The organism is Pantoea sp. CTOTU46764, from assembly GCF_031974595.1.
GTDB classification, from domain to species: domain Bacteria; phylum Pseudomonadota; class Gammaproteobacteria; order Enterobacterales; family Enterobacteriaceae; genus Pantoea; species Pantoea trifolii.
The window spans coordinates 1-24,847 of the sequence record NZ_DALYOQ010000003.1 but is presented as its reverse complement, the minus strand read 5'-3'; the positions used below and the strand labels follow the sequence as shown (position 1 = coordinate 24,847).

Below are 24,847 nucleotides of genomic sequence, written 5' to 3'. Positions count from 1 at the left end.
ATACATGGCTAAGTTCTTTATTGATCGCCCCATTTTTGCGTGGGTGCTCGCCATCATCATCATGTTGGTTGGTGTGCTATCGATTATCAGTCTGCCGATTGAGCAATATCCCAATGTTGCGCCGCCGGCGGTTGAAATCCAGGCGACCTATCCGGGTGCTGATGCGAAAACGCTGCAAGATTCGGTGACGCAGGTCATCGAGCAAAACATGAACGGTATCGATGGCCTGATGTATATGTCATCGAGCAGTGATTCGTCGGGTACATTGACGCTGACACTGACCTTCCAATCCGGTACTGACGCAGATATCGCGCAGGTTCAGGTGCAGAACAAACTGCAGCTGGCCACGCCGTTACTGCCACAAGAAGTGCAGCAACAGGGGATTCAGGTTAAGAAATCCTCCAGTAGCTTCCTGATGGTGGCGGGTTTCGTCAGCGATGACGGCACCATGACGCAGAATGATATTTCTGACTATGTTGCCTCTAACATCAAAGATCCGGTCAGCCGTATGCCGGGCGTGGGTGATACACAGGTGTTTGGTGCGCAATATGCCATGCGTATCTGGCTGGACCCGCACAAGCTGAATAACTATTCACTGACGCCAGTAGATGTCATCAGCGCGTTGAAAGTTCAGAACACCCAAATTGCTGCTGGCCAACTGGGTGGTACGCCACCTGTGCCCGGTCAACAACTTAATGCCTCGATCATTGCGCAAACCCGTCTGACTTCAACAGATGAGTTCGGTAAGATCTTGTTGAAAGTGAATCAGGATGGTTCTCAGGTGCGCCTGCGTGACGTGGCGAAGATTGAACTCGGTGGTGAAAACTACGAGATCATCGCGCGTTATAATGGCAAGCCCGCTTCTGGTATCGGTATCAAACTGGCAACGGGCGCTAACGCGCTGGATACCGCCGATGCGGTAAAAGCTGAGCTGGCAAAACTGCAACCGTTCTTCCCGTCAGGCATGAAAACGGTTTATCCGTACGACACCACGCCGTTCGTGAAAATTTCGATTTTCGAAGTGGTGAAAACGCTGTTTGAAGCGATCGTGCTGGTGTTCCTGGTAATGTATCTGTTCCTGCAGAACTTCCGCGCGACGCTGATTCCTACCATTGCCGTACCGGTGGTTTTACTCGGAACCTTTGCGATCATCAGTGCCTTTGGCTACTCGATAAACACCCTGACGATGTTCGGGATGGTGCTCGCTATCGGCCTGCTGGTGGATGACGCCATCGTGGTGGTCGAGAACGTTGAGCGTGTGATGGCGGAAGAAGGCTTGCCGCCGAAAGAGGCCACCAAACGTTCGATGGAGCAGATCCAGGGCGCGTTGGTCGGTATCGCGTTGGTGCTGTCTGCGGTATTTATCCCGATGGCATTCTTCGGCGGTTCAACCGGTGTCATCTATCGCCAGTTCTCGATCACCATCGTTTCCGCGATGGCGCTGTCGGTGCTGGTGGCGTTGATTCTGACTCCAGCGCTTTGTGCTACTTTGCTGAAACCCGTTCCGAAAGGCACTCACGGTAAAACCACCGGTTTCTTCGGTTGGTTTAACCGCGTGTTCGATAAGAGCACCAACCACTATGTTGATAGTGTGGGCCATATCGTGCGCAGCACCGGTCGTTACCTGCTGATTTATCTGGTGATCGTGGTCGGCATGGCGTATCTGTTCCTGAAACTGCCGACCTCATTCCTGCCGGAAGAGGATCAGGGTCTGTTACTGGCGCAGGCGCAGCTGCCGGCTGGTGCTACCCAGGAACGTACCCAGAAAGTGCTGGATCAGGTGACGGATTACTTCCTGACTAAAGAGAAAGACAGCGTGAATTCGGTGTTTACCGTCAACGGCTTCGGCTTTGCCGGTCGTGGACAGAACACCGGTATCGCGTTCGTCAGCCTCAAGCCGTGGGATGAGCGTGGCGATGCCAGCCTGAAAGTCCCTGCGATTGCCGGTCGTGCCATGCAGGCACTCGGTCAAATCAAAGATGCGATGGTGTTCCCGTTCAACCTGCCAGCGATTATCGAACTGGGTAACGCCACCGGCTTCGACTTCATGCTGACCGATCAGGGCAACCTGGGTCACGAAAAGCTGACCGCCGCGCGTAACCAGCTGTTTGGCATGATTGCCCAGCATCCGGATACGCTGGTGGGCGTGCGTCCAAACGGTATGGAAGATACGCCGCAGTACAAACTGATTATCGATCAGGAAAAAGCGCAGGCGCTGGGTGTGTCGCTTTCAGACATTAACACCACGCTGGGCGCCGCATGGGGCGGTTCTTACGTCAACGACTTCATCGACCGCGGTCGCGTGAAGAAAGTGTACGTAATGGGCCAGGCCGATTCACGTATGTTGCCGGACGATATCAGTAAATGGTACGTGCGCAACAGCGGCGGCACCATGGTACCGTTCTCCGCCTTCTCTTCGGCGAAGTGGCAGTACGGTTCACCACGTCTGGAACGTTACAACGGCTTGCCATCGATGGAGATTTTGGGCCAGGCTGCGCCAGGCAAGAGCTCCGGTGATGCCATGAACCTGATGGAAGAGTTGGCAGGAAAACTGCCGGCGGGTATTGGTTACGACTGGACCGGCATGTCCTATCAGGAACGCTTGTCAGGTAACCAGGCTCCGGCGCTGTATGCTATCTCACTGATTGTGGTGTTCCTGTGTCTGGCCGCGCTGTATGAGAGCTGGTCGATTCCGTTCTCAGTGATGTTGGTGGTACCGCTGGGTGTGGTCGGCGCACTGATCTTCACCACGCTGCGCGGCTTAAGTAACGACGTCTACTTTGTGGTGGGCTTGTTGACTACCATAGGATTGTCGGCGAAGAACGCCATCCTGATTGTCGAATTCGCCAAGGATTTGATGGAGAAGGAAGGTAAAGGGTTGGTGGAATCCACGCTGGAAGCATCCCGTATGCGTCTGCGTCCGATTCTGATGACCTCACTCGCCTTTATCCTCGGCGTAATGCCGCTGGCGATCAGCACCGGTGCGGGTTCTGGCGCACAAAATGCGGTAGGTACCGGCGTAATGGGCGGGATGGTAACAGCGACCGCGCTGGCTATCTTCTTCGTTCCGGTGTTCTTCGTGGTGGTACGTCGCCGCTTCAGTAAGAACAAAGGTGACCTGGAACACGGTCATCCGGTTGAGCACAAACACTAAGTTCTACCCTTCCTTAAAAGGCCGCTGATGCGGCCTTTTTTATTGCTGCTTCCCTGCCCCGCCAAAATCCCTGTGTTTTTCACGGTTGCAATCAGCCATTTTCAGGCTCATAATATTGTTATAGTATAACATTACATAACGAGGTGACTATGAAACCGAATATCCATCCCCTTTATCGCCCAGTGGTGTTCCACGACACCTCGGCCAACGAATACTTCAAAGTCGGCTCCACGATTAAGACTGAGCGCACCATTGAGTTTGAAGGTGAAGTGCTGCCGTATGTCACGCTGGATGTCTCGTCAAAATCTCACGTGTTCTATACCGGCAAGCAGAAAGATTTCGCCAAAGAAGGCAGCACCGCGCGCTTCAATCAGCGTTTTGGCAGCTTCCTGTCGCGCAACAAGTAAGACTGGAGAGAAGAGATGCAGGTATTGAGTTCATTGCGCTCTGCCAAGACGCGCCATAAAGATTGCAAAGTCGTGCGTCGTAAAGGTCGCATCTATGTGATTTGCAAAACCAACCCGCGCTTTAAGGCGGTTCAGGGAAGAAAGAAAAAAAGGTAGGAAAGTGTCGTGATAATTGGCCGGGATGCTCCCCGGCCTTTTTTTTACTTCATGCTATGCAGAATGGCGTCCACATTATGTTTGAATGCGGCCACATAGGTCGCTGCCGGGCCATTCGCTTCCGACAAGGCCTCCGGATAGAGTTCCCCGCCCGGCTGTGCGCCGGTTTCGCTGGCAATCTGTTTTACCAGACGCGGATCGGTTTGATTCTCCATGAAGTAAGTTTTGATGTGCTCGGCCTTCAGCTGGTTGATGATCGAAGCCACATCGCTGGCGCTGGCTTCCGCTTCAGTCGAGAAGCCCACCGGCGCAAGGAAACTAACGCCATAACGTTGGCCAAAGTAGCCAAAGGCATCGTGGCTGGTCAGCACCTTACGCTTGTTCTTCGGTACTTTAGCAAAGGCGGTTTTCGCCCAGCTATCCAGCTTCTGCAGCTGCTGAATGTAACTTTCACCGCTTTTACGAATATCCGCCGCATCTTCAGGATCGGCTTTGATCAGTGCATTCATCACATTGGTGGCGTAGATCACACCGTTTTGCATGCTGTTCCACGCGTGGGGATCGGTGACGCTTTTACCGTCCTCTTCCATCTTGCGCGTGTTAACGCCGTTCGAGGCCACGACGAGGGTGCCTTTATAACCTGACGCGCTGATCAGGCGATCCATCCAACCTTCCATGCCCAAACCGCTTACAAACACCACATCCGCTTTCGACAGCGCCTGGCTATCTTGCGGCGTCGGTTCGAAGGTGTGCGGATCGCCGTTCGGGCCGACCAGCGATTTCACGTTGACGTGATCGCCACCGACCTGTTTAACGATATCCGCCAGCACGGTGAAGCTCGCCACAACATCAACGCTCTTCGCCAGCGACAGTGGGCTAATTAGCATGGCGCCAATCGCCAGACTCAGCGGTAACTTTTTCATTCATATCCCCTTATTGGTTTCGTTATCGACGGCGCAACAGGCCGCCACATGGTCCTGTCAAAACAGAAAGCAGAAACAGCACCGCAGCACTCAGCACCACCGCCGGTCCAGCCGGCAGCGAGAAATGCCACGAAAGAATCAGACCGATAAACGCAGAGACAATCGCCAGCAGCATGGCGATGCCAAGCATGCAAGCCAGATGGCGACTCCAGAAGCGTGCGCTGGTGGCCGGCAACATCATCAATCCCACCGACATCAGCGTGCCCAGCACCTGAAAGCCCGCCACCAGATTTAGCACCACCAGCATTAAGAACAGACCGTGCACCAGCGGTGCGCTCCATTTGCCCTGTGCGCGCAGAAAATCGGGATCGAAGGCATCGATCACTAGCGGACGGAAGATCACCGCCAGCAGCAGCAGAGTGGTAGCGGCAATGCCGCCAACCAGCAGAATTGCCGCGTTATCCACGGCTAGCAGCGATCCAAATAACACGTGGAGTAGATCGACGCTGGAACCGCGCAGTGATACCAGTGTGACGCCGAGTGCGAGAGAGCCGAGGTAGAAGCCCGAGAAACTGGCATCCTCTTTGAGGTGCGTGTAACGGCTGACCGCGCCTGAGAGCAGCGCCACCGCCAAACCGGCAATCAGGCCGCCAATGCCCATCGCCACCAGCGATAATCCCGACACCAGATATCCAATCGCCGCACCGGGTAATACCGCATGTGATAGCGCATCGCCGACCAGACTCATGCGGCGTAGGGAGAGAAAAACGCCCAGCGGCGTGGCGCTAATGGCTAATGCAATGCAGGCCACCAACGCACGGCGCATGAAACCAAATTCGATAAAGGGTTGAAGTAATGTCACGACGCTACCCTACGCAATGTTGGCGTTTGTGCGGAATCAGCGTCATCGAGCGATAACACATCCTGAAAATAGCGCGCCACCAGCGGCCGATCGTGTAGCACCACTAATAATGTGGTGCCCGCATGCTGTTGCTGTTCGAGGATCGACATCAGTAAAGTGACGGTTTGGCTATCAATGCCGTTGAAAGGTTCATCCAGTAGCCAGAGCTGGCTGCGCTGCAGCATTAAGCGCGCGAACAGCACGCGCTGCAGTTGTCCGCCAGATAACGTGGCTGGCTGCGCATCGGCAAACTCACGCATTTGCACCGCATCCAGCGCGGCATCGATTTCCAGGCGCAAGGCGCGATTAATGCCACCAAACCAGCCGCAACGTGGCCAGCAGCCCATCGCCACCAGTTCATAGGCAGTAAGAGGAAAACGCGTTTCAAGTTCACTGCGTTGCGGTAACCAGCCCAGCGCTTTGCGCGGGATGTGCAATTCGCAGCTGCCGGAAATGGGCGGCAGTAAGCCGGCAATGGTTTTCAATAAGGTCGATTTTCCGGTGCCGTTAGCGCCAATCAGCGCCGTCATGCTGCCCGTTGCCAGCTCGCCGTTAACGACCGGCGTCACCGCACGGCCTTGATAACCTGCTTGTAAGCGGTTGAAATGCATCATTTCTGCATTCCCCACCATAAGGCTATTGCCAGAAAGGCAATCAGCATCAGCGCAACCAGCAAACGGCCGCCAAGGGAAAGAAGTAAACCGCTATGATTCATACTCAACAACCAAAATGTTATAACATAACAATTATACTACCTGACTCTTCCTCTGTTGTGCCCGCGCAAAAGTGTTTCAAAAGTTGATCGCTCAAGACGATTACCGCTGTAATTCGCCGTTTCGCCATGATTGAGTTATGAAACCCATCACAACGATTACTCTTTCTGTATATTAGCGACTTGCAATGTCACTCAATAAGCTCAATGATAGAAACATCATTCTTTTACTGGATACAAAATGCCGTCTATTATTCATTGTGATATTGCTGTGAATGAGGACGATTGCGAAAAGCTGGTAAGAATTATCCAGGGGAATATTCTCAAAATAGCCGAGGCATTAGCCGGTGATTTACAGTGGTATTCTCAAAACGCGCAATTAGTTCCCGAGAGCTTCCAGATTATTTCTATTCAACCAACCAACAACAATCGATTTAAAATGCTTTACGATTTCAGCTGGAATTTATTTAATCCTTGCCTGGATTTAAATGAAACGTTTAAGCGGCGTGAAGAAGTGCTGTTTCAGGTAACGTCCGGCGCGCTGGTGTTTGAAGTGATTGACAATGAGCGCCCCTCTCCTGCCGATGAATTGTAATATTTGGTAATTGAGGTGAGCAAAGCTAATGATTGTGGATTACATTTAAGGAGTCGCTGAATTCAATTTTTATTCGAGATCGCTTCCTGGTAGCTTTTCCTAATCTCGCCGCGCTGCGGTAACTGTGCTAGCTATGGAGGGGAAAAAGATGGACGAATACTCACCGAAACGGCATGATATTGCCCAGCTTAAATACCTGTGTGAGAACTTGTTCGACGAAAGTATGGCGACATTGACTGATAGCCATCATGGTTGGGTTAATGATCCTACTTCGGAAAGCAATTTACAGCTCAACGATTTGATTGAGCATATCGCTTCTTTCACGATGAATTACAAAATTAAGCACGTTGAAGATGAAGCCCTGATTACGCAAATCGATGAATATCTTGACGATACCTTTATGCTGTTCAGCAGCTATGGAATCAATACTCAGGATCTACAACGGTGGCAGCGTTCAGCAAAACGTTTATTTAATCTGTTTGCCGAAGAGTGTGCTTATCTCCAACAACCTAGCCATTCCTTTTAGCACCAGACTGAGACCGGTTTATTTATGAGCAACCAAGCCTTAACCAAAACAGATTATTTGATGCGACTGCGCCGCTGTCGCTCAATCGATACCCTTGAACGGGTTATCGAAAAAAACAAGTATGAATTACCTGATAATGAACTCGCGGTATTCTATTCGGCAGCCGATCATCGTCTGGCTGAACTGACCATGAATAAGCTTTACGATAAAGTACCGGTTTCTGTCTGGAAGTTCGTCCGCTAAGTTTTTCCCCTAACAGCCGATCTGCACCATCATCGTATTAATCAAGGATTGATTCACAGGCAAAGGATTGCCAGATTTATCTGTGCGTAAAATTCTGTGTAGTAGTAGGCGGGTACAAAATGGTGGGGGCCCTGCCAGCTACATCCCGGCACACGCGTCGCCTGCTGCGGCTGCTTCCTTCCGGATCTGACCGAGTTCACAAGTTAGCATTGCGGGAGAACCAACAGGGCCCCCATTGACAAGCCCTCATTTCGAGAGCGCAGGCATTATCAAGTATGCCCCTGGCAATTGCAAGCGCAGGCCCGACAACCGTTGGTTTCTTGCACAAGCACACAGCAATGCGCTGATGTCTACCCTTCTGCATGCTAAAGTTTGCCCTTTCCTGCTGAAAATAGGTGCGCATATGAGCGACCAAAACAATTTCTCTGAGCGCGTGTGGCAAATCATCGCAGCCATTCCGCCAGGAAAGGTCACCACTTACGGTGATGTTGCACAACTGGCCGGATCGCCACGTGCGGCGCGTCAGGTAGGTGGCGTATTACGTCGTTTGCCGGAAGGCAGTAAGTTACCTTGGTTTCGCGTTATTAATCGTCACGGCAGGATTTCGCTGCAGGGCAACGATCTGTTTCGTCAGCGTGATGCGCTGGAAGCGGAAGGCATTGAAGTGAGCGATGCTGGCGAGATTGAGCTGGAAAAGTATCGTTGGGAAATTTAGCGGTGCGATATGTCGCGCACAAGCCCGCCACAAACCGCACTGAACTTAACACGCCGGAAGTCATCGTTGTGGAGTAAAGCGTCACACGCCATGGATGGCGTGTGCCGAGCGATCAGGGACGAGACAGCGACTTTACGGAACAATGATGACTTCCGGCGCTCTCTCGTCCCATCAATCGAAGTTACATACTCGTTGGTGCCGGCACCGAAGACGATGGCGTCACCTGCGTAGGTGAAGTCGAAGGCACGGTTGTTGCGGCACCCGGCTGGGTTTGCATCGCGACGTTAGTCACCGGAACCAACAGCAGTTCGGCTTTTGTTCCGCCCTGATTAATCACCGGTTTCACCGTATCGGTGATAAACGCCAGCTTGCCATCAATTGAAATCGCCGCACTTAACAGAATGCGCGCGTTCGGCTGGATGTCAGCCGGATTGAACGGCAGAACAAACTGGAACGGTGACTGTTTCCCTTCCGTACGCACCACGCGCTGCGACAGCACTTTCGAAGGCGCATCGGCCAGCGATGCATCAGACAGCGTCACAGTTAGCACGGAATCCGGTGGCAGCGCGATGCGCTGGCGGATATACACCGAACCACTAACATTAGGTTGCGCAATGGCGGCCTGCTGCCCCGCTACCGCTGAGCCGAGTGTAGGTGTGGCTACCGGCTTACTGTGGTCCGCACAACCGGTAATCGCCGCAGCCAGGGTCATACCGCTAATAACTTGCCAGAGTTTCATCGATGTCGTCTCCTTATGAACACTATGATTGTCGGCGGTAAATTCATTGCTTAGCTTTTCAGCCGCCGAATGACCTTAATTCTGGCACAAATATCGGCATTGCGCCTAAACCCTCCTCCAGCCCGCTGAAATAGCGGCAAAATCATTGACGGAAACTGGTCGGATCTTTCACACTGACGCGATTAGTCACGCTGAGGAATCCGCTATGAGTCAGGCACTGCACAACCTGCTTAATTTGTTAAATCTGGAAAAACTGGAAGAAGGCCTGTTTCGTGGTCAGAGCGAAGATCTTGGTCTGCGCCAGGTGTTTGGTGGTCAGGTGGTTGGCCAGGCGCTATATGCCGCAAAACAAACGGTGCCGGAAGAGCGCATCATTCACTCTTTCCACAGCTACTTTCTGCGTCCAGGCGATAGCCAAAAAGCCATTATTTACGATGTTGAAACGCTGCGTGACGGCAAAAGCTTCAGCGCACGCCGTGTCAGCGCGGTACAGAATGGCCAACCGATCTTCTACATGACCGCCTCGTTCCAGGCACCTGAAAGCGGCTTCGAGCACCAGAACAGCATGCCGCAGGTGCCGGGCCCAGATAATCTGCCATCGGAACAGGATTTGGCAAAAAAGCTGGCCGCCCATCTGCCACTCAAACTGAAAGAAAAATTCCTCGCTGAGCGTCCGCTGGATATTCGTCCGGTACAGATTCATAACCCGCTAAAAGGCCACGTTGATGAGCCTCTGCGTCAGGTGTGGATTCGTGCAAACGGCGAGTTACCTACTGATCGTCGTATCCATCAATACCTTTTGGGATATGCCTCGGATCTGAACTTCCTGCCGGTGGCGCTGCAGCCGCACGGTAAAGGCTTCCTCGAAGCCGATATGCAGGTTGCCACCATCGATCACTCAATGTGGTTCCATCGCCCGTTCGACTTATCTGAATGGCTGCTGTACAGCGTGGTGAGTACCTCCGCCTCGGGCGCGCGCGGTTTTGTGCGTGGCGAGTTTTATGCCCAGGATGGCAGACTGGTGGCGACCACGGTGCAGGAAGGCGTGATGCGCCAACGCGACGTATAAAAAAAGGGGCGATATTATCGCCCCTTCTGCTTTTTATAATTTTAGCGCACTGCTCTTCTTCAGCCCGACGGTTACTGGTTGTAAGCGTTCTCGCCGTGGCTGTTCACATCCAGACCTTCACGTTCCTGATCCTCCGGAACACGCAGGCCAACAATCATATCCGCCAGTTTGAAGCCGATGAAGGCCACAACCGCAGTCCAGACGATGGTTACGCCCACGCTGAACAGCTGAATCCAAACCTGATGGCCCATGGTCACGCCTTCTGCGTAGCCTACGCCGCCCAGTGAAGAGGAGGCGAACACGCCGGTCAGGATACAACCGAGGATGCCACACACGCCGTGCACACCGAACACATCACATGGGTCATCAACACGCAGCCATTTCTTCAGGGTCGTTACGCCCCACAGACCGGCTAAACCACCCGCCAGACCGATAATCAGCGCGCCGCCGACACCGACATAACCACAAGCTGGGGTAATCGCCACCAGACCAGCGATGAAGCCTGAACACGCACCGAGCAAAGAAGGTTTACCGCGTACCGCCCACTCGCCGAACACCCACGACAGCACCGCACCCGCCGTAGCCACTACGGTATTCAGGAACGCCAGCGCAGCGATTTCGTTAGCGGAGGAAGCAGAACCGGCGTTGAAGCCGAACCAGCCTACATACAGAATCGCGGTACCAAGGAACACCATCGGCAGGTTGTGTGGTTTGAAGGCTTCTTTGCCGAAACCAGCACGTTTGCCCACCAGGTAAGCACCCACCAGGCCAGCAACGGCGGCGTTGATGTGAACCACGGTGCCGCCCGCGAAGTCGAGCGCGCCATCTTGCGCCAGCAAGCCACCTGCCCAAACCATGTGTGCGATTGGCAGATAAGCCAGCGTCAGCCACACCACTACGAAAATCAGTACCGCCGAGAAGCGAATACGTTCTGCCAGCGCACCGACAATCAGACCGACGGTGATACAGGCGAAGGAAGCCTGGAACGCGACGTGAATGTACTGATAGAAGCTGCCCATCACCGCTTTCAGCTCAATATTTTTCAGCATCGCCCACTGGAAGCTACCGAAGAAGGAGTTGCCTTCACTGAAGGCCAGCGAGTAGCCGTAAATCACCCACAGCACGCACACCAGCGAGAAGGTCACTGCAACCTGCGTCAACATCGACAGCACGTTCTTACCGCGGATCAAACCGCCGTAGAACAGCGCAATGCCTGGAATCGACATAAACAGTACCAGCGCGGTACAGATCATCATAAAGGCGTTATCGGCTTTATCCGCAACGGCAGGCGCTGCCGCCATCGCCAGAGAAGGTAACAGCGCAAGGCTGGTTAGGCCCAACTTCGTTATCAGTTTATTCATTTCTTTCCATCCCATCACAATTCAGAGCCCCAGTTACAGTGCTGCTTCGTCGGTCTCGCCGGTACGAATACGAATGACGCGCTGCAGTTCTGCGACGAAAATCTTGCCGTCGCCAATTTTGCCGGTATACGCGGCTTTGCTGATGACATCGACCACTTCATCAAGTTGGTCGTCCGCAATAGCGATATCAATTTTTACTTTAGGCAGGAAGTTAACGCTGTACTCGGCACCGCGATAAAGCTCTGCGTGACCTTTCTGGCGACCGAAACCTTTAACTTCGGTAACTGTCAGTCCCTGAATGCCAATAGAGGATAAGGCTTCACGCACGTCCTCCAGCTTAAATGGTTTGATTACCACGGTAACCAGCTTCATACGTTCCCCTCCGGATAAGAAATTGAGTGAGTCTTCGCGGACACGTAGGGATATAAGCAAAGGCTGTGCCATAAATAAAAAAAGGGGAATGTCAGTAGCATAGGCGCGCTGCATCACGCTTCGTTATGTGAAGCACAGCGCAGATTGGGGAGGATGAATAGGAAAGGTGTTGCAATATTGCACTTCTTTGGTGCTTCAAGCCTCAAAGAAGTGCATCAATACAGAACATTCCGATAAAACTGTGCAAAAAAGGTGCAATTCACCCTTCAGCTTGTACAGGGATGCCCGCCGCGAGTTCATCGCCGGCTTGCTGCAGCTGATACATCTGCCAGTAACGGCCTTGCTCGGCCAGCAGCTCAGCATGCGTACCGCGCTCCACCACCTGACCGCGATGCAGCACTAAAATCTGATCGGCTTCGGTGATGGTGGAAAGGCGATGCGCGATCACCACCAGCGTGCTGTGCTGGCGTAATGCACGTAGCGCGTGCTGAATCGCCTGTTCCGTACCGGAATCGATATTGGCCGTGGCTTCGTCGAGGATCAGGATCTGTGGCAATGACACCAACACGCGCGCCAGCGCCAGTAGCTGTTTCTGCCCAACCGACAGATTATTGCCCTGCTCGCCTAAACGCGTATGGATGCCGTCCGCCATGCTGCGCGCCAGCGGTGCCAACTGTACCGTCTCCAGCGCCTGCCACACTTGCTCTTCCGGGATATCGCGCCCTAAGCGCACGTTGGCCAGTAGCGAATCCGCAAGCACCACCGGATCCTGTTGCACCATCGCAACGCTTTGACGTAAGGCGGCGTGCGACAGCTGCGGCAGCGGGCGACCATCCAGCTCGATGCTGCCGCGCGTCACCGGGTAATAGCCCATCAGCAAATTCGCCAGCGTACTTTTCCCGCTGCCGGTATGCCCCACCAGCGCAACAAAATGACGCGCGGGCACTTCAAGATTGATGTTGCTGAGCACATCGCGGTTATCGCGATAGGCAAAGCTCACATCGCGCAGCGAAATGCTGCCGGAAGCCAACGGCTGAATATCGCTGCCATAACCTTGCTGTTCCGCATCCATCAGTTCGAAGATGCGCTCGCCGGACACCACAGCTTGTTGTAGCATCGACTGCTGCGTGGTGAGTTCAATCAGCGGCTCGTTGAGGCGGCCAAGATAGGTAATGAAGGCGTAAAGCACGCCGACTTCAAACACGCCCGGCGTGGCGAAGCTAAACAGCATCAGCAAACCGCACAAAATCATGGCCGAAAACAGACTCAGCAACGGGCGCAATAAAAAGCCATCCAGCCGCAGCGTTTCCATCCGCGCCAGATAGTGCGAACGGCTGGCTTCGCCCATGCGCTCACCAAAGCGCGCCTGCTGGCGGAACTGCTGGATCACGCTCATGCCGTTGATCACTTCATTAAAGCCGTTGTTGATGTCCGCCAGATAGCTGCGCACGCGACGCGCAATCGGCGTACTGAAGCGCTGATAAATCAGCATCACCGTCAGCACCAGCGGGAAAATTACGATCGCCACCAGCGCCATGCGCCAGTCGAGGGAGAACATCGCCACCAGCATCGCACCAATCAACGCGGCGGCGCGCAACACCGTTGCTACCACGGTAACGTAGAGATCTTTGATCACCTCGGTGTCATTGGTAACGCGCGAGATAATTTGTCCGACCGGCTGCGTATCGAAGGCGCTAAGCGGCTGGCGCAACGCCGCGTTCATCACATCTACGCGCAATTGCTGCACCACGCCAATCGCCGCGCGGTTAAACAGCAATGCCTGAAAATAGTGCAGACCGGCAGCCAGCAATTGCAGCAGGATAAAGCCCACCAGCAGGCCGGCGACGATGCCCCACGGCATCTGATGTTTCGCCACCAGATTATCGATGAAGTAGCTCACCAACACCGGCCCGGTCACTTCGGCCGCCGCAGCAATCCACAGCATGCCGACCGCCAGCCACAGCGATTTACGCCACGGTTTGCCATACGCCAGTAGACGTTTCAGCGTCGGCCATAAACGTTGTGATTTAGCCACGGCTTGCTCCTTCTGCCACTTCATCGTCATCCAGCGCGGCTTCCAGCTGCTGATAACGATACATATCGCGATACCAGCCCTCTTTGGCCGCCAAAGTGTCATGATCGCCACGCTGCGCCACGGCGCCCTGCTGCAGCACCAGAATTTCGCTGGCTTCGGTGAGTGCCGAAAGACGATGCGCGCTGATAATCAAGGTGCGCCCTTTGCCCCATTGGCGCAGGTTATGCAGGATGTCATGTTCAGTGCGACCATCAACCGCCGACAGCGCATCATCCAGAATCAGGATTTCCGCATTCAGCAGCAACGCGCGTGCAATCGCAATACGCTGCTTCTGCCCGCCCGATAACATCACGCCGCGCTCGCCCACTTCGGTCTCATAACCTTGTGGCAGGCGCAGTATATCGTCGTGCACGCAGGCCATGGTTGCCACGCGCTCCAGCTCTTGCTGCGTCGCATTGGGGCGGCCCAGCGCCAGATTGGCAGCGATAGTGTCGGAGAACAGGAACGGCGTCTGGCTGACCACCGCCAACCGACTGCGCCAGCTATCGAGTCGCAATTGCGGCAGCGGCGTATTGTGGTAGCGAATATCGCCCTGATCGATGTCGAAGTGGCGCTGAATCAGGCTTAGCAGCGTGCTCTTGCCGCAGCCGGTTGGCCCGCATAAGCCGAGCATCTGGCCCGGTTTTAGCTGGAAGTTAACATGGCTCAGCACCGGACCAGAACTGGCCGGATAGCGAAACTCACGAATGGCAACCTGCATTACGCCAGGTTCGGGTGGCAACACTTGCGCGCCATCTTCAACTGCAGGTGCTTCCGCCAGCAAGGAGCGGATACGACTCCACGCCGCACTGCCGCGCTCAACGATGTTGATCATCCACGCCAGCGCCAGCATCGGCCAAATCATCAGGCCGAGGTACATCACAAAGCTGGTAAGCTGCCCGAGCGTCAAGCTGCCGTTCCACACCATCCAGCCGCCACCGGCAATCGCCAGCAGGTTGGAGAAGCCAACGGCGATATAGATGATCGGATCAAAACGCGCATCCACGCGCGCTACATGCAGGTTTTTCTTGCCGGTATCGGCAGCGATGCCAGCAAACTGCTGCGACTGATGATCTTCGAGGCCAAAGGCTTTGATCATGCGAATGCTGGTCAGGCTTTCCTGGGTTTGATCGTTCAGGCTGGAGAACGCCGCCTGCGCCACTTTGAAACGCTGATGCAGGCGTGCGCCATCTTTCTGAATGGCGAAGGCCATAATCGGCATCGGGATCAGCGCCAGTAACGTCAGTTCCCAGCTGATTTGGGTGCTCATCACAATCAGCACCACCAATCCCATTACCAGCGAATCCACCAACGTCAGCACGCCTTCACCGGCGGCAAACACCACGCGATCCACATCATTGGTGGCGCGGGCGATCAGATCGCCGGTGCGATGACGCAGATAAAATGCCGGATGCTGACGACTGAGCTGACGATAGAAATCTTCACGTAGCTCAACGGCTAATTGGTAGGATGCGCCAAACAACAGCACGCGCCAGACGTAGCGCAGCAGATAGACGATCACCGCCGTCACCAGCATCACGCCGATCCACATAAAGATCTGCCCGGCGCTTAAATTATGCTGGGTAACGCCGTCGACAATCACGCCAACCACGTGCGGCGGCAGTAATTGCAGTAAGGCAATAACGATCAGCAAGCTGACGGCGCCCAGATATCGCCGCCACTCGCGCAGGAAATACCAACTTAACTGGCTGAATAATTGCACAAGCGTGTCTCTTTCTGTGCCCGCTAGGGCGCTACCGGCAAGGCGGTGGTGTATTTAATCTCTTCCATGGCAAAACTGGAGGTCACATCCATCAGTCCTGGCACGCCGTTCACCAGACGCTTATAAAAGCGGTCATAACTCTTCATGTCCGCGACCTGAATGCGCAGCAAATAATCGTACTCGCCCGCCATGCGATAAAACGCCATCACTTCCGGCATTTGCTGCACCACGGCGACAAATTGCTTAAACCACTCGCTGCTGTGCTGCTGGGTTTTGACAAACATAAAGGCAGTGAGCGACAGACCGATTTTTTCGCCGTCCACCAGCGCCACGCGCGCACGAATAATGCCATCATCTTCCAGTTTTTTCAGGCGTTTCCAGCACGGCGTGGTGGTGAGGTTCACCGCATCGGCCAACGTCTGCAGCGACAAGGTGCAATCCTGCTGCAGCATTGCCAGCAAAGTGCGGTCAGTTTTATCTAACATTTGCCACTCCGGGAGAAAATTTTTCTCTAATCTCGCCATTATAGCGCGGTTTTAGCAACCTCTTTTTCCTGCCAGTGCCTTACACTGTGCGCAATAATGATTACGGAAATACCACATGCAAACGCCCTGGGTTCGCCACGCCATCAATGAAATTAACGCCGATTTTCAGCGCTCGGCGGATACGCATTTGATCCGCTTTAAGCTGGATGATTTTCCTGGCATTCACTTCTATCTCAAAGATGAAAGCACGCATCCCAGCGGCAGCTTAAAACATCGCCTGGCGCGTTCCCTGTTTCTCTATGGCCTGGCAAACGGCTGGATCCATGAAGATACGCCGATCATTGAAGCCTCTTCCGGCAGTACTGCGGTATCGGAAGCTTACTTCGCGCGCCTGCTTGGTTTGCCGTTTATCGCCGTAATGCCGGCCAGCACCGCAAAACGCAAAATCGAGATGATTGGTTTTTACGGTGGCGAGTGCCATTTCGTTGCCGATCCCTGCCAGCTGTACAGCGAATCCGAGCGTTTAGCGCGTGAACTGAATGGCCACTTTATGGACCAGTTCACCTACGCCGAGCGCGCCACCGACTGGCGCGGCAACAACAATATCGCCGAAAGCATTTTCCGCCAGATGTCACACGAACCGTTTCCGGTGCCGCATACGGTGATCATGAGCGCCGGTACCGGCGGCACCTCGGCAACGCTGGGCCGCTATATCCGCTATCAGGGCCATGACACGCGCCTGCTGGTGGTCGATCCGCAGCATTCGGTGTTCTTTGACTACTGGCAAAGCCGCGACAAAACGTTGCGCAGCGAACGCGGCAGCCTGATAGAAGGCATTGGTCGTCCGCGCGTCGAACCGTCGTTTCTACCCGACGTTATTGACGAGATGATGAAAGTGCCGGATGGCGCGACCATCGCCGCGATGCTGCAGTTGGAAAAGGTGCTTGGACGTCGTCCTGGCGCCTCAACCGGCACCAACTTCTGGGGCATGATGCAGGTGGCAAAACGCATGCGGGAAAACGGCGAGCAGGGTTCTCTGGTGACATTGCTATGTGACAGCGGCGAGCGCTATCCGGACACCTATTACAATGCGCAGTGGGTAGAGCAGAATATCGGCGACATCGCGCCGTGGGTGCATGAGCTACAATAAAAAACCGGACGTCCTGTCCGGTTCACTGTAAGCCTCAGCATTCGGGGGAATAATCGAGGTGTGGTGTGGTCATCCAGTGATTAAGGTAGTGAGACACCGCCTGTGTCTCGCAATGTCCGATAATCGGTAAATGGGGCAACGACGCTTTCAGTTGATTCATGGCGTTGCCCATAATGAAACCGCTGCCAACGCGCTCCAGCATTTCGCGATCGTTCATGGCATCGCCAAACGCCATACACTCCGCCAGCGACAGCGAAAGATGCTGGCACAGACGTCCCAACGCCGCGCCTTTATGGCAATCAACCGGCAACACTTCCAGGCAATCCCAGGCTGAGAAACAAATGTTAGCCCGATCGCCAAACGCATCCTGCAATTCACTTCTTAACACCTGCAACATTTCATGCGGCGCAATAAAACAGATTTTGGTGACTTCATGCGCCGACATCTGACGCAAATTACGCAGCTGATAGTGGAAGCCGCTCATCGCATGCGCTTCCAGCGCACCGATCAGCGGTTTATCGGTAAACCAGCCTTCATCATTGAAAATATGAATCGAGGCGGGGGTTTGCCAATGGGTATGAATCACCTCTTCCGCCACTGATGGCGATAAATCGCAGCCGTAAAGCTGATTGCCTTCCAGATCGTGAATGCGCGTGCCGTTGCCGGTAATCAGCCAGGCAGGCAAGGTGATTTGTTCGCGTACTCGTTGCATATCCATAAGATGACGCCCGGTGGCAAACGCCAACGTAACACCGCGCTGATGCAACGCATGCAGGCTTGTCAGCGTTTCATTTCCTAACCGGTGCGAAGGCAGTAACAGCGTGCCATCCATATCAAATGCCGCGAGGCGAGCCATGCGAATTCTCCTGTCTGAGTGAGGCAGTTACTATCGCCTGGTAATTACGGAACTAATAGTGAATACTTTTAAAAAACTGTTCCGGGTTTAGCGATGCGCGAACTTCATCGGGTTAATCAATTCCAGCGCCTGTGGCAACTCAGCCACGGCGAAACGCAACGCCTCAGCGTCGCTGCGATGGCGCAACACTGCTTTTGCAGCGAGCGCCATGTGCGCACGCTGCTGCGGCAGTGGCAGGATGCCGGCTGGCTGAACTGGCGCGGAGAATCCGGGCGTGGCAAACAGGGCGAGCTGACTTTCCTGGTGTCGCCGGAGCAGCTGCGCCAGCAGCTGTTAACACAGCAACTCGACGCTGGCGAGGCAGTGCAGGCATTGCAGGTGCTGGATCTGCATCCCGAGCGATTAGTGAAAATGCTGCGGCCGCTAATGGGCGGTCAGTGGCAGAATCAATCGCCGGTGCTACGCATTCCTTATTACCGCGCGATGGAGCCGCTGCGTCCGCTACAGCTAACCGGACGCGCCGAGCAACATCTGGCGCGCCAGGTTTTCTCCGGGCTTACGCGCTTTCGCGATAACGATGTTGAAGGCGATATCGCGCACCATTGGCAGCACGATGCCAGCGGCAGTGACTGGTACTTCTGGTTGCGCCCACAGCTCAGTTGGCATAACGATGAACCGGTGCAGGCGGCGCAGTTGGTTGAGCAGCTGCAGCAGATCATGCTATCCCCCCGCGGCTCGCGGCTGCTGGCAGCGATTGAACGGATTGAAGCACCGCATCCGCTGGCGATACACATTCAATTGCGTGAAAGCGACTACTGGCTGCCGCAGCGGCTGGCGCACCAATTCTGTCTGTTACCTCATCCTGAATTCGCCGATGTCGGTAGCGGGCCGTGGAAACTCACGCACTTCACCGCCGAAATGGTGCGGCTTGAGAGCCATGCGCGCTGGCATCTGCAGCGCCCGCTGATCCAGCGGATGGAATACTGGATCACGCCGCAGCTGTTTGATCGTGATCTCGGCACCAGCTGCAGCCATCCGGTGCAAATCGCCATTGGCGATCCTGACGAGCTCGGTTCGCTGCGTCCGGTTGATCGCAGTATCAGCCTGGGATTTTGCTATCTGGCGCCACGCATCTCTGCGCACTTCAGTGCCGAACAGGCCCAATCGCTGATTGCCCTGATTCAGCGCAGCGGCGTGATTCAGCAATTGCCACTGGATGAGGGGTTGATTACACCGAGCCACGAACTGCTGCCTGGCTGGTCGGTACCGCGCGCAGTAAGAGAGAGAATTTCACTGCCGCCGACGCTAACGCTGCATTACCACCTGCCGGTCGAACTGCATGTGATGGCGCAGGCGTTGATTCCACTGCTGGCACAACACGGCTGCACCCTCACCTGCGTCTTTCATGACGTAAAAAGCTGGCGCGACGATATCGATCTCAGTGAGGCCGATGTGGTGATGGGCGATCGGCTGATTGGCGATGCACCGCTGTTTACGCTGATGAACTGGCTGGAGAACGATCCGGTCTGGCATCCGCTGCGTGAACAGGTCCTGCAAACGCCGCTGAGCGCCATTGCCCAACAGCCTGATGCATTGCAGCGTAGCGAACTGACTCAGCAACTGTTTCAGCAGCTGATGTGCGACGGACATTTACTGCCGCTGTTTAACTATCGCTATCAGGTATTTGCCCCGCCCGGCGTGGAAGGCATTCAGCTGAATAGCCTGGGCTGGTTTGATTTCACCCGCGCCTGGATTCCGCCGCCAACCACAGCTAGCGCTGTTCAGCCTGCGTCCGAGCCAGTACCATAAGCGCACTGATTTTTGGGGAAGAAAAAATGAAACGAGCCGTTGTGGTATTCAGTGGCGGACAAGACTCCACCACCTGTTTGATTCAGGCGCTGCAACACTATGATGAAGTGCATTGCGTTACTTTTGATTACGGCCAGCGCCATCGTGAAGAGATCGAAGTTGCGGCAGAACTGTCACACAAGCTTGGCGCACGGGCGCACAAAGTTCTCGACGTTACGCTGCTTAATGAGTTAGCCGTCAGCAGCCTGACGCGCGACAACATTCCGGTTCCGACCTACGATCCCAACGCCAGCGGTTTGCCAAGTACCTTTGTACCGGGCCGCAATATACTGTTCCTGACGCTGGCATCCATTTATGCCTATCAGGTGGAAGCTGAAGCGGTGATCACCGGCGTATGCGAAACCGACTTCTCAGGCTATCCGGATTGCCGAGATGAGTTTGTTAAAGCACTCAATAGCGCGGTCAGCCTCGGCATGGCGCGCAATATTCGCTTTGAAACGCCGCTGATGTGGCTGAACAAAGCCGAAACCTGGGCGCTGGCCGATTACTGGCAGCAGCTGCCGCTGGTACGCGCTGAAACGCTTACCTGCTATAACGGCGTAAAAGGTGATGGTTGCGGCGAATGCGCGGCCTGCCATCTTCGCGCCCGTGGCCTGGCAGATTATCAGGCGAATGCGTCAGCGGTGATGGCAGCGATGAAAGAGAAAAGCGGCCTCAACTGATTCAGACCGCAGGGTAAACTGGCGTCATCGGCGCCAGTTATTCATTTTCGACCATCAACGATGCCAGACGCTGGTGTAACTCCCCTTCCAACGGCACCGCTTTTTGCGTGCGCAAATCGATACAGACAAAGGTCAGTGCGGCATCCGACACCACCGAATTATCACTCGCCAGCAAGACACGCTGCGTAATGATGCCGCTTTTACCGCCGAGCTGAGATACTTCACTTTCAATGTTCAGTACGTCGCCCAATACCGCCGGACGACGATAGTTGATGTTGATATTCACTACCACAAACGCCAGCTGCTGCTCCATCAGCCAATGAAACGCATCGACATCCTCCAGCCACTGCCAGCGCGCCTCTTCCAGAAACTCCAGATAGCGCGCGTTATTCACGTGCTGATAAACATCCAGATGATAACCGCGCACTTTAATTGTGGTTTGCATTATTGCTCCTGTTCAGGCTGAGAATGACAACTGGTAAGACCTGTAGAGCATAGCACAGCCTGAATCCGGGCTTTTTCAATCCTTCAAAGTCGCGAGACGCTTCACAGTTTAAGCCGAGCGCTGTTGCGCTCAATCAGTGCGCTACCGATACCCGGCACCTCCTTGAGTTGTTCAATGGCGGTAAACGGGCCGTATTGTTCGCGATAACTGACAATGGCCTGCGCTTTCTTCAGTCCGATGCCGTTCATACCGGCTGCGAGCTGTTCGGCTGTGGCTGAATTGATGCTGACCTGTCCTTCGTTTGGCGTGGAGACTTGCGTCGCCTGCGTTTCACTGGGACTTTCGGCAGCCGCCAGTCCGGTGGTATAAACTGCGCCGCCCAGCGCCAGCGTAATGCAGAGAGCTTGAAACGTTGATTTCACCATGCTGTGTTTCTCCTTGTGTTTGACAGCACCAGCAGGGTGTCACAGCTCAATTCAACGCTCAAAAGGACAATCACAGAAATGGAAAAGGCCGCATAAGCGGCCTTTCGGGTATTGCAGTGGTTTAACTTTTTTTGTGAGGCTTACTGGTTTTGTGCGGCGGCGCCGTACTTAATCTTCGCCTCTTTACGCAGGTTTTCCAGCAGCGCTTCAAAGGCAATTTGCGCGTTATTTTGCGTTACGCCTTTCACCATCTCATCGATCTGCGCCTGCGGCATGTTGCCCGCGCTCACTTTATCCAGCGCGATCAGCACCACATTGCCCTGCATATCTTCACTCACGCCCCACGACGGTTTATTGTCGGCAGGTTGCGGCAGATTGAAGGCCGACTGAGCCACCGGATCCTGCGCATTGCGATCAAACGATTTGCTGGCGCTGAGCGTTAAGCCTGCAGCCTTCAGTGCATCTGCTTTACCGGCTTTCAAATCGGCCAGCAGTTTGTCTGCCTGCGCTTTTGCCTGCTGCGTTGCTTTATCATGCTTCAGCGAGTCAACGATCTGCGCTTTCACCTGATCCAACGGCTTCACCGCTTCCGGTTTGTGCTCGCTGATACGCAGCACAAAGGCACGATCGCCATCCACAGAAATGATGTCGGAATTATTACCCGGCGCACCATTCTGGCCCACTAAACCACCGTTGAAGATGGCTTGCTTAACCTGATCGAAGTTCAACTCGTCTGGCAGGTTATCGCGGGTGATCCAATTGGTTTCTACCACTTTCAGGCCAGAAGCCTGCGCCGCGCCCGCCAACGATTCGTTATCGTTGCTGGCTGCTTCGCTCACTTTCTGCTGAATTTTGTAGAAAGCATCAACCGCTTTCTCTTGCTTCACTTTGTCGGCAACGATGTCATGAACATCGGCCAGCGGTTTAACCTGCTCCGGCTGGATGTCATCCAGGCGCACCACGAGGTAGCCAACCGATGATTTGATGGCACCGGAAAGCTGGCCTTTCTGCGTCAGATTGGCGTTTTTCAGCTCGTCTGGCGTGGTGCTCGGCTCCAGCCAACCCATATCGCCACCTTTGCGGGCTGAGATTGGGTCGATAGATTTGCTTTTCGCCAGCGCGGCGAAATCTTCGCCTTTCTTCAATGCATCAACCACGGCGTTAGCATCGGCTTCCGTCTTAGTCTGAATCACGCTGTAGCGATTACGCTGTGGCTGTGAATAATCCGCTTTGTGTTGATCGTACCAGCTCTGAATGTCTGCTTCGCTGGCCGTTTCCTGCATGCTTGCGGCATCCATTTTGATATAGCTCACGCGGAACTGCTCAGGCGCCATGAAGCTATTCTGATGCTGCTGGTAATACTGGCTGACTTCGTCGTCGCTGACCGTTTGTTTAGCCGCCAGCGCGTTGACATCAATCACCGCCTGACGCACTTCACGCTGCTGGGACACCAGATCCACCAGCTTGCTGGTTTCGCCTTTCAGCATGAAATCGGTGTTAGCAATCGCGTTGATCAGCTGCTGCGTCGCCAGCTGCTTGCGCAGCGCTTCGGCATACTGATCAGCCGTGAAGCCCATGCTGGTGATCAGGCCGCTGTATTTGGCGTTGTCGAATTTACCGTTGGTCTGGAAAGCTTTCTGATTGAAGATCGCCTGTTTTACCTGATCATCGCTGATGCCGATGTGCAGATCTTTGATGTACTGATCAAGTAACGCCTGATCAATCAGCTGCGACAGCGCCTGCTGACGCATCTGCTGCATATAGCCTTCGTTGCTGGCTAACTGCGAGAACTGATCGCCCAGCATCTGCTGCTGACGATTGCGCTCGTTGTTAAAACCCTGCTCCAGCTCTGCACGGCTGATCTCGTGGCCGTTCACTTTGGCAGCATAATCACCGCCGCCACCGATCAGGTAGTTGCCCACCCCGGTGAGTACGAAAGACAGGATGATCAATCCCAGAATAATCTTGAGCACGACATGATTCGACGCCGCGCGTAAATTGTCCATCATGGTATGACAACACTCCGCTGTAGTGTGAATGTAAAGCTCTAACACGATGTCATCATCGTGCAACTGCTGTTCAGGCTGGCAGTTGGCAACCATGCGGAGACAACAACCAAAGGCTATCGTCGCGCATCAAGAATAAAAAAGGCACATCAAAAATGATGTGCCCGTATGTTACATGAGAACGGCTTTTGCGTCCTCAATCCACGGAAGAAAATGCTTCAATGGATGTATCAGCGGTCATTAATTGACGGAATCTTTCAGTGCTTTACCTGCACGGAAGCCCGGAACTTTACCAGCCGGAATGGTGAGCTCTTTACCCGTTTGTGGGTTACGGCCGGTGCGAGCTGCACGCTCACGTACAGAGAAAGTACCGAAACCAACCAGTGCCACTTCATCTCCGCCTTTCAGAGCTTCGGTAACGGAGTCCATGAATGCATCTAAAACACGTCCCGCTGCTGCTTTAGAAATGTCAGCATCTGCAGCAATTTTGTCGATCAACTGTGACTTATTCACTCTCTTCATCCCCTCTTTTATTATTCACATCGCACCCGCGCTTCCCGCCCGGTGCGAACGCGCAGCCAGTTATATCAAGCCTGTGGAGCTGAAACAACGGTATTCATCTCAATCGTTGATCCAGCAGCCCACTAAGTTAGCGGCACAAAAAAAAGCTGGCAAGCACCATTTTGCCTGCCAGCTTCGCTTTTTAGCGGTTTATGTCGCTAATCACTATTTTGCGGTCGCAACCTGCATGCCGTAAGGCGCATTTTCCAGTGCCAGGTTCAGCACTTCTTCAATACGCTTCACCGGATGAATCTCGAGATCGGCAATCACGTTCTGTGGAATATCTTCCAAATCGCGCTTGTTTTCGTCCGGGATCAGCACGGTTTTGATGCCGCCACGGTGTGCCGCGAGCAACTTCTCTTTCAGGCCACCAATCGGCAGAACCAAGCCACGCAAGGTGATTTCACCGGTCATCGCCACATCAGAACGCACCGGGTTACCGGTTAAGCATGACACCAGCGCGGTGCACATGGCGATACCGGCGCTCGGACCATCTTTCGGCGTCGCACCTTCGGGTACGTGCACGTGGATGTCACGTTTCTCGTAGAAATCACCGTTGATGCCCAGTTTCTCTGCACGCGCGCGCACCACAGTCAGCGCCGCCTGAATCGATTCCTGCATCACTTCGCCCAGCGAACCGGTATACGTCAGCTTACCTTTACCTGGCACGCAGGCGGTTTCGATGGTCAGCAGATCGCCGCCCACTTCCGTCCACGCC

At 54.3% G+C, this 24,847-nt stretch carries 27 protein-coding genes and 1 other RNA gene; 12 read left to right on the top strand and 16 right to left on the bottom strand.

Annotated features, from left to right (window positions below):
* Nucleotides 1–4: 4 nt before the first annotated feature.
* The 3 genes from RTM06_RS01880 (at nucleotide 5) to ykgO (ending at nucleotide 3,717) form a co-directional block, all read left to right on the top strand.
* Nucleotides 5–3,154, top strand: coding sequence for an efflux RND transporter permease subunit (locus tag RTM06_RS01880; protein WP_312179560.1), 3,150 nt, complete (start codon nucleotides 5–7; stop codon nucleotides 3,152–3,154).
* Nucleotides 3,155–3,303: 149 nt separating this feature from the next.
* Nucleotides 3,304–3,561 carry a type B 50S ribosomal protein L31 gene (locus tag RTM06_RS01875; protein ID WP_008103892.1) on the top strand — a complete coding sequence of 86 codons (258 nt, stop codon included), beginning with the start codon at nucleotides 3,304–3,306 and terminating at the stop codon, nucleotides 3,559–3,561.
* A 15-nt stretch (nucleotides 3,562–3,576) separates the two neighbouring features.
* On the top strand, nucleotides 3,577–3,717 hold the full coding sequence (gene ykgO, locus RTM06_RS01870; RefSeq protein ID WP_008103894.1) for a type B 50S ribosomal protein L36: 141 nt from the start codon (nucleotides 3,577–3,579) through the stop codon (nucleotides 3,715–3,717).
* Between the two features lie 44 nt (nucleotides 3,718–3,761).
* Here ykgO and RTM06_RS01865 read toward each other — a convergent pair whose 3' ends face one another.
* Genes RTM06_RS01865 through RTM06_RS01855 form a run of 3 tightly spaced genes read right to left on the bottom strand, consistent with a single transcriptional unit; the run spans nucleotide 3,762 to nucleotide 6,155 of the window.
* A complete protein-coding gene (locus tag RTM06_RS01865; protein WP_312179556.1) occupies nucleotides 3,762–4,640 on the bottom strand; it encodes a metal ABC transporter substrate-binding protein in 879 nt (292 codons plus the stop codon).
* Nucleotides 4,641–4,662: 22 nt separating this feature from the next.
* Entirely contained in the window at nucleotides 4,663–5,502 is an 840-nt protein-coding gene (locus RTM06_RS01860; protein ID WP_265299719.1) for a metal ABC transporter permease, read from the bottom strand.
* A complete protein-coding gene (locus RTM06_RS01855) occupies nucleotides 5,499–6,155 on the bottom strand; it encodes an ABC transporter ATP-binding protein (RefSeq protein ID WP_312179552.1) in 657 nt (218 codons plus the stop codon). Before RTM06_RS01855 ends, RTM06_RS01860 begins: the two co-directional genes overlap by 4 nt.
* Before the next feature lie 339 nt (nucleotides 6,156–6,494).
* Between RTM06_RS01855 and RTM06_RS01850 the strand changes: the two genes are divergently transcribed.
* The 3 genes from RTM06_RS01850 (at nucleotide 6,495) to RTM06_RS01840 (ending at nucleotide 7,617) form a co-directional block, all read left to right on the top strand.
* Complete coding sequence (locus RTM06_RS01850; protein ID WP_312179550.1) at nucleotides 6,495–6,848, top strand: hypothetical protein; 354 nt, start codon at nucleotides 6,495–6,497, stop codon at nucleotides 6,846–6,848.
* A gap of 148 nt (nucleotides 6,849–6,996) precedes the next feature.
* The gene (gene tomB, locus RTM06_RS01845) at nucleotides 6,997–7,374 is read left to right on the top strand and encodes an Hha toxicity modulator TomB (RefSeq protein WP_007886936.1); all 378 of its coding nucleotides are present in this window, start codon (nucleotides 6,997–6,999) and stop codon (nucleotides 7,372–7,374) included.
* A gap of 24 nt (nucleotides 7,375–7,398) precedes the next feature.
* The gene (locus tag RTM06_RS01840) at nucleotides 7,399–7,617 is read left to right on the top strand and encodes an HHA domain-containing protein (protein ID WP_007886938.1); all 219 of its coding nucleotides are present in this window, start codon (nucleotides 7,399–7,401) and stop codon (nucleotides 7,615–7,617) included.
* 129 nt (nucleotides 7,618–7,746) lie between these two features.
* Here RTM06_RS01840 and ffs read toward each other — a convergent pair.
* Nucleotides 7,747–7,843: signal recognition particle sRNA small type (ffs, locus tag RTM06_RS01835), an RNA gene on the bottom strand.
* A gap of 177 nt (nucleotides 7,844–8,020) precedes the next feature.
* Here ffs and RTM06_RS01830 point away from each other — a divergent pair.
* Entirely contained in the window at nucleotides 8,021–8,332 is a 312-nt protein-coding gene (locus RTM06_RS01830; protein WP_312179547.1) for an MGMT family protein, read from the top strand.
* A 181-nt stretch (nucleotides 8,333–8,513) separates the two neighbouring features.
* Here the strand turns inward: RTM06_RS01830 and RTM06_RS01825 are convergent, their stop codons facing one another.
* Complete coding sequence (locus tag RTM06_RS01825) at nucleotides 8,514–9,071, bottom strand: YbaY family lipoprotein (RefSeq protein WP_256695812.1); 558 nt, start codon at nucleotides 9,069–9,071, stop codon at nucleotides 8,514–8,516.
* Nucleotides 9,072–9,276: 205 nt separating this feature from the next.
* Here RTM06_RS01825 and tesB point away from each other — a divergent pair, with 205 nt between their 5' ends.
* A complete protein-coding gene (tesB, locus tag RTM06_RS01820) occupies nucleotides 9,277–10,140 on the top strand; it encodes an acyl-CoA thioesterase II (RefSeq protein ID WP_312179544.1) in 864 nt (287 codons plus the stop codon).
* Between the two features lie 71 nt (nucleotides 10,141–10,211).
* Here the strand turns inward: tesB and amtB are convergent, their stop codons facing one another.
* From amtB to RTM06_RS01795, 5 genes are all read right to left on the bottom strand, one after another.
* Complete coding sequence (gene amtB, locus RTM06_RS01815; protein ID WP_008103907.1) at nucleotides 10,212–11,501, bottom strand: ammonium transporter AmtB; 1,290 nt, start codon at nucleotides 11,499–11,501, stop codon at nucleotides 10,212–10,214.
* 33 nt (nucleotides 11,502–11,534) lie between these two features.
* Complete coding sequence (glnK, locus tag RTM06_RS01810; RefSeq protein WP_007886947.1) at nucleotides 11,535–11,873, bottom strand: P-II family nitrogen regulator; 339 nt, start codon at nucleotides 11,871–11,873, stop codon at nucleotides 11,535–11,537.
* 259 nt (nucleotides 11,874–12,132) lie between these two features.
* Entirely contained in the window at nucleotides 12,133–13,908 is a 1,776-nt protein-coding gene (locus RTM06_RS01805; RefSeq protein WP_312179541.1) for a SmdB family multidrug efflux ABC transporter permease/ATP-binding protein, read from the bottom strand.
* Nucleotides 13,901–15,670, bottom strand: a complete 1,770-nt coding sequence (locus RTM06_RS01800) for a SmdA family multidrug ABC transporter permease/ATP-binding protein (RefSeq protein WP_179451704.1) — start codon at nucleotides 15,668–15,670, stop codon at nucleotides 13,901–13,903. Before RTM06_RS01800 ends, RTM06_RS01805 begins: the two co-directional genes overlap by 8 nt.
* Nucleotides 15,671–15,693: 23 nt before the next feature.
* Nucleotides 15,694–16,155, bottom strand: a complete 462-nt coding sequence (locus RTM06_RS01795; protein WP_312179538.1) for an Lrp/AsnC family transcriptional regulator — start codon at nucleotides 16,153–16,155, stop codon at nucleotides 15,694–15,696.
* 115 nt (nucleotides 16,156–16,270) lie between these two features.
* Here RTM06_RS01795 and RTM06_RS01790 point away from each other — a divergent pair, with 115 nt between their 5' ends.
* Nucleotides 16,271–17,305 (top strand): PLP-dependent cysteine synthase family protein, encoded by a 1,035-nt coding sequence (locus RTM06_RS01790; RefSeq protein ID WP_312179536.1) that lies wholly within the window; start codon nucleotides 16,271–16,273, stop codon nucleotides 17,303–17,305.
* Nucleotides 17,306–17,339: 34 nt separating this feature from the next.
* On the opposite strand, the gene cof is transcribed toward RTM06_RS01790, so the two are convergent.
* Nucleotides 17,340–18,161 carry an HMP-PP phosphatase gene (gene cof / locus RTM06_RS01785; RefSeq protein WP_312179534.1) on the bottom strand — a complete coding sequence of 274 codons (822 nt, stop codon included), beginning with the start codon at nucleotides 18,159–18,161 and terminating at the stop codon, nucleotides 17,340–17,342.
* A 93-nt stretch (nucleotides 18,162–18,254) separates the two neighbouring features.
* Here cof and RTM06_RS01780 point away from each other — a divergent pair, with 93 nt between their 5' ends.
* Both RTM06_RS01780 and queC read left to right on the top strand, forming a co-directional pair.
* Complete coding sequence (locus tag RTM06_RS01780) at nucleotides 18,255–19,970, top strand: SgrR family transcriptional regulator (RefSeq protein ID WP_312179532.1); 1,716 nt, start codon at nucleotides 18,255–18,257, stop codon at nucleotides 19,968–19,970.
* Between the two features lie 26 nt (nucleotides 19,971–19,996).
* Nucleotides 19,997–20,692, top strand: a complete 696-nt coding sequence (gene queC, locus RTM06_RS01775; RefSeq protein ID WP_256695804.1) for a 7-cyano-7-deazaguanine synthase QueC — start codon at nucleotides 19,997–19,999, stop codon at nucleotides 20,690–20,692.
* Between the two features lie 37 nt (nucleotides 20,693–20,729).
* Here queC and RTM06_RS01770 read toward each other — a convergent pair whose 3' ends face one another.
* The 4 genes from RTM06_RS01770 to hupB form a co-directional block, all read right to left on the bottom strand.
* On the bottom strand, nucleotides 20,730–21,137 hold the full coding sequence (locus RTM06_RS01770) for a YbgC/FadM family acyl-CoA thioesterase (protein WP_256695802.1): 408 nt from the start codon (nucleotides 21,135–21,137) through the stop codon (nucleotides 20,730–20,732).
* 101 nt (nucleotides 21,138–21,238) lie between these two features.
* A complete protein-coding gene (locus tag RTM06_RS01765) occupies nucleotides 21,239–21,562 on the bottom strand; it encodes a ComEA family DNA-binding protein (RefSeq protein WP_008103924.1) in 324 nt (107 codons plus the stop codon).
* A gap of 140 nt (nucleotides 21,563–21,702) precedes the next feature.
* Nucleotides 21,703–23,571: a peptidylprolyl isomerase gene (gene ppiD / locus RTM06_RS01760; protein ID WP_154191760.1), complete on the bottom strand. Its 1,869-nt coding sequence runs from the start codon at nucleotides 23,569–23,571 to the stop codon at nucleotides 21,703–21,705.
* A 237-nt stretch (nucleotides 23,572–23,808) separates the two neighbouring features.
* Nucleotides 23,809–24,081: a nucleoid-associated protein HU-beta gene (hupB, locus tag RTM06_RS01755; protein WP_036648244.1), complete on the bottom strand. Its 273-nt coding sequence runs from the start codon at nucleotides 24,079–24,081 to the stop codon at nucleotides 23,809–23,811.
* Here hupB and RTM06_RS01750 point away from each other — a divergent pair.
* Nucleotides 23,996–24,325, top strand: a complete 330-nt coding sequence (locus RTM06_RS01750) for a hypothetical protein (RefSeq protein ID WP_312179727.1) — start codon at nucleotides 23,996–23,998, stop codon at nucleotides 24,323–24,325. The genes hupB and RTM06_RS01750 overlap by 86 nt on opposite strands.
* Here the strand turns inward: RTM06_RS01750 and RTM06_RS01745 are convergent.
* The coding region (locus RTM06_RS01745) for a S16 family serine protease (protein ID WP_312179522.1) at nucleotides 24,295–24,847 on the bottom strand (553 nt) is incomplete at its 5' end. The two genes, RTM06_RS01750 and RTM06_RS01745, sit on opposite strands and share 31 nt — an antisense overlap.

Coding starts and splice junctions, on each gene's coding strand:
- RTM06_RS01880 (WP_312179560.1), top strand. CDS start 5: ATGGCTAAGTTCTTTATTGATCGCCCCATTTTTGCGTGGGTGCTCGCC.
- RTM06_RS01875 (WP_008103892.1), top strand. CDS start 3,304: ATGAAACCGAATATCCATCCCCTTTATCGCCCAGTGGTGTTCCACGAC.
- ykgO (WP_008103894.1), top strand. CDS start 3,577: ATGCAGGTATTGAGTTCATTGCGCTCTGCCAAGACGCGCCATAAAGAT.
- RTM06_RS01865 (WP_312179556.1), bottom strand. CDS start 4,640: ATGAAAAAGTTACCGCTGAGTCTGGCGATTGGCGCCATGCTAATTAGC.
- RTM06_RS01855 (WP_312179552.1), bottom strand. CDS start 6,155: ATGATGCATTTCAACCGCTTACAAGCAGGTTATCAAGGCCGTGCGGTG.
- RTM06_RS01850 (WP_312179550.1), top strand. CDS start 6,495: ATGCCGTCTATTATTCATTGTGATATTGCTGTGAATGAGGACGATTGC.
- tomB (WP_007886936.1), top strand. CDS start 6,997: ATGGACGAATACTCACCGAAACGGCATGATATTGCCCAGCTTAAATAC.
- RTM06_RS01840 (WP_007886938.1), top strand. CDS start 7,399: ATGAGCAACCAAGCCTTAACCAAAACAGATTATTTGATGCGACTGCGC.
- RTM06_RS01830 (WP_312179547.1), top strand. CDS start 8,021: ATGAGCGACCAAAACAATTTCTCTGAGCGCGTGTGGCAAATCATCGCA.
- RTM06_RS01825 (WP_256695812.1), bottom strand. CDS start 9,071: ATGAAACTCTGGCAAGTTATTAGCGGTATGACCCTGGCTGCGGCGATT.
- tesB (WP_312179544.1), top strand. CDS start 9,277: ATGAGTCAGGCACTGCACAACCTGCTTAATTTGTTAAATCTGGAAAAA.
- amtB (WP_008103907.1), bottom strand. CDS start 11,501: ATGAATAAACTGATAACGAAGTTGGGCCTAACCAGCCTTGCGCTGTTA.
- glnK (WP_007886947.1), bottom strand. CDS start 11,873: ATGAAGCTGGTTACCGTGGTAATCAAACCATTTAAGCTGGAGGACGTG.
- RTM06_RS01795 (WP_312179538.1), bottom strand. CDS start 16,155: ATGTTAGATAAAACTGACCGCACTTTGCTGGCAATGCTGCAGCAGGAT.
- RTM06_RS01790 (WP_312179536.1), top strand. CDS start 16,271: ATGCAAACGCCCTGGGTTCGCCACGCCATCAATGAAATTAACGCCGAT.
- cof (WP_312179534.1), bottom strand. CDS start 18,161: ATGGCTCGCCTCGCGGCATTTGATATGGATGGCACGCTGTTACTGCCT.
- RTM06_RS01780 (WP_312179532.1), top strand. CDS start 18,255: ATGCGCGAACTTCATCGGGTTAATCAATTCCAGCGCCTGTGGCAACTC.
- queC (WP_256695804.1), top strand. CDS start 19,997: ATGAAACGAGCCGTTGTGGTATTCAGTGGCGGACAAGACTCCACCACC.
- RTM06_RS01770 (WP_256695802.1), bottom strand. CDS start 21,137: ATGCAAACCACAATTAAAGTGCGCGGTTATCATCTGGATGTTTATCAG.
- RTM06_RS01765 (WP_008103924.1), bottom strand. CDS start 21,562: ATGGTGAAATCAACGTTTCAAGCTCTCTGCATTACGCTGGCGCTGGGC.
- ppiD (WP_154191760.1), bottom strand. CDS start 23,571: ATGATGGACAATTTACGCGCGGCGTCGAATCATGTCGTGCTCAAGATT.
- RTM06_RS01750 (WP_312179727.1), top strand. CDS start 23,996: ATGAATGCATCTAAAACACGTCCCGCTGCTGCTTTAGAAATGTCAGCA.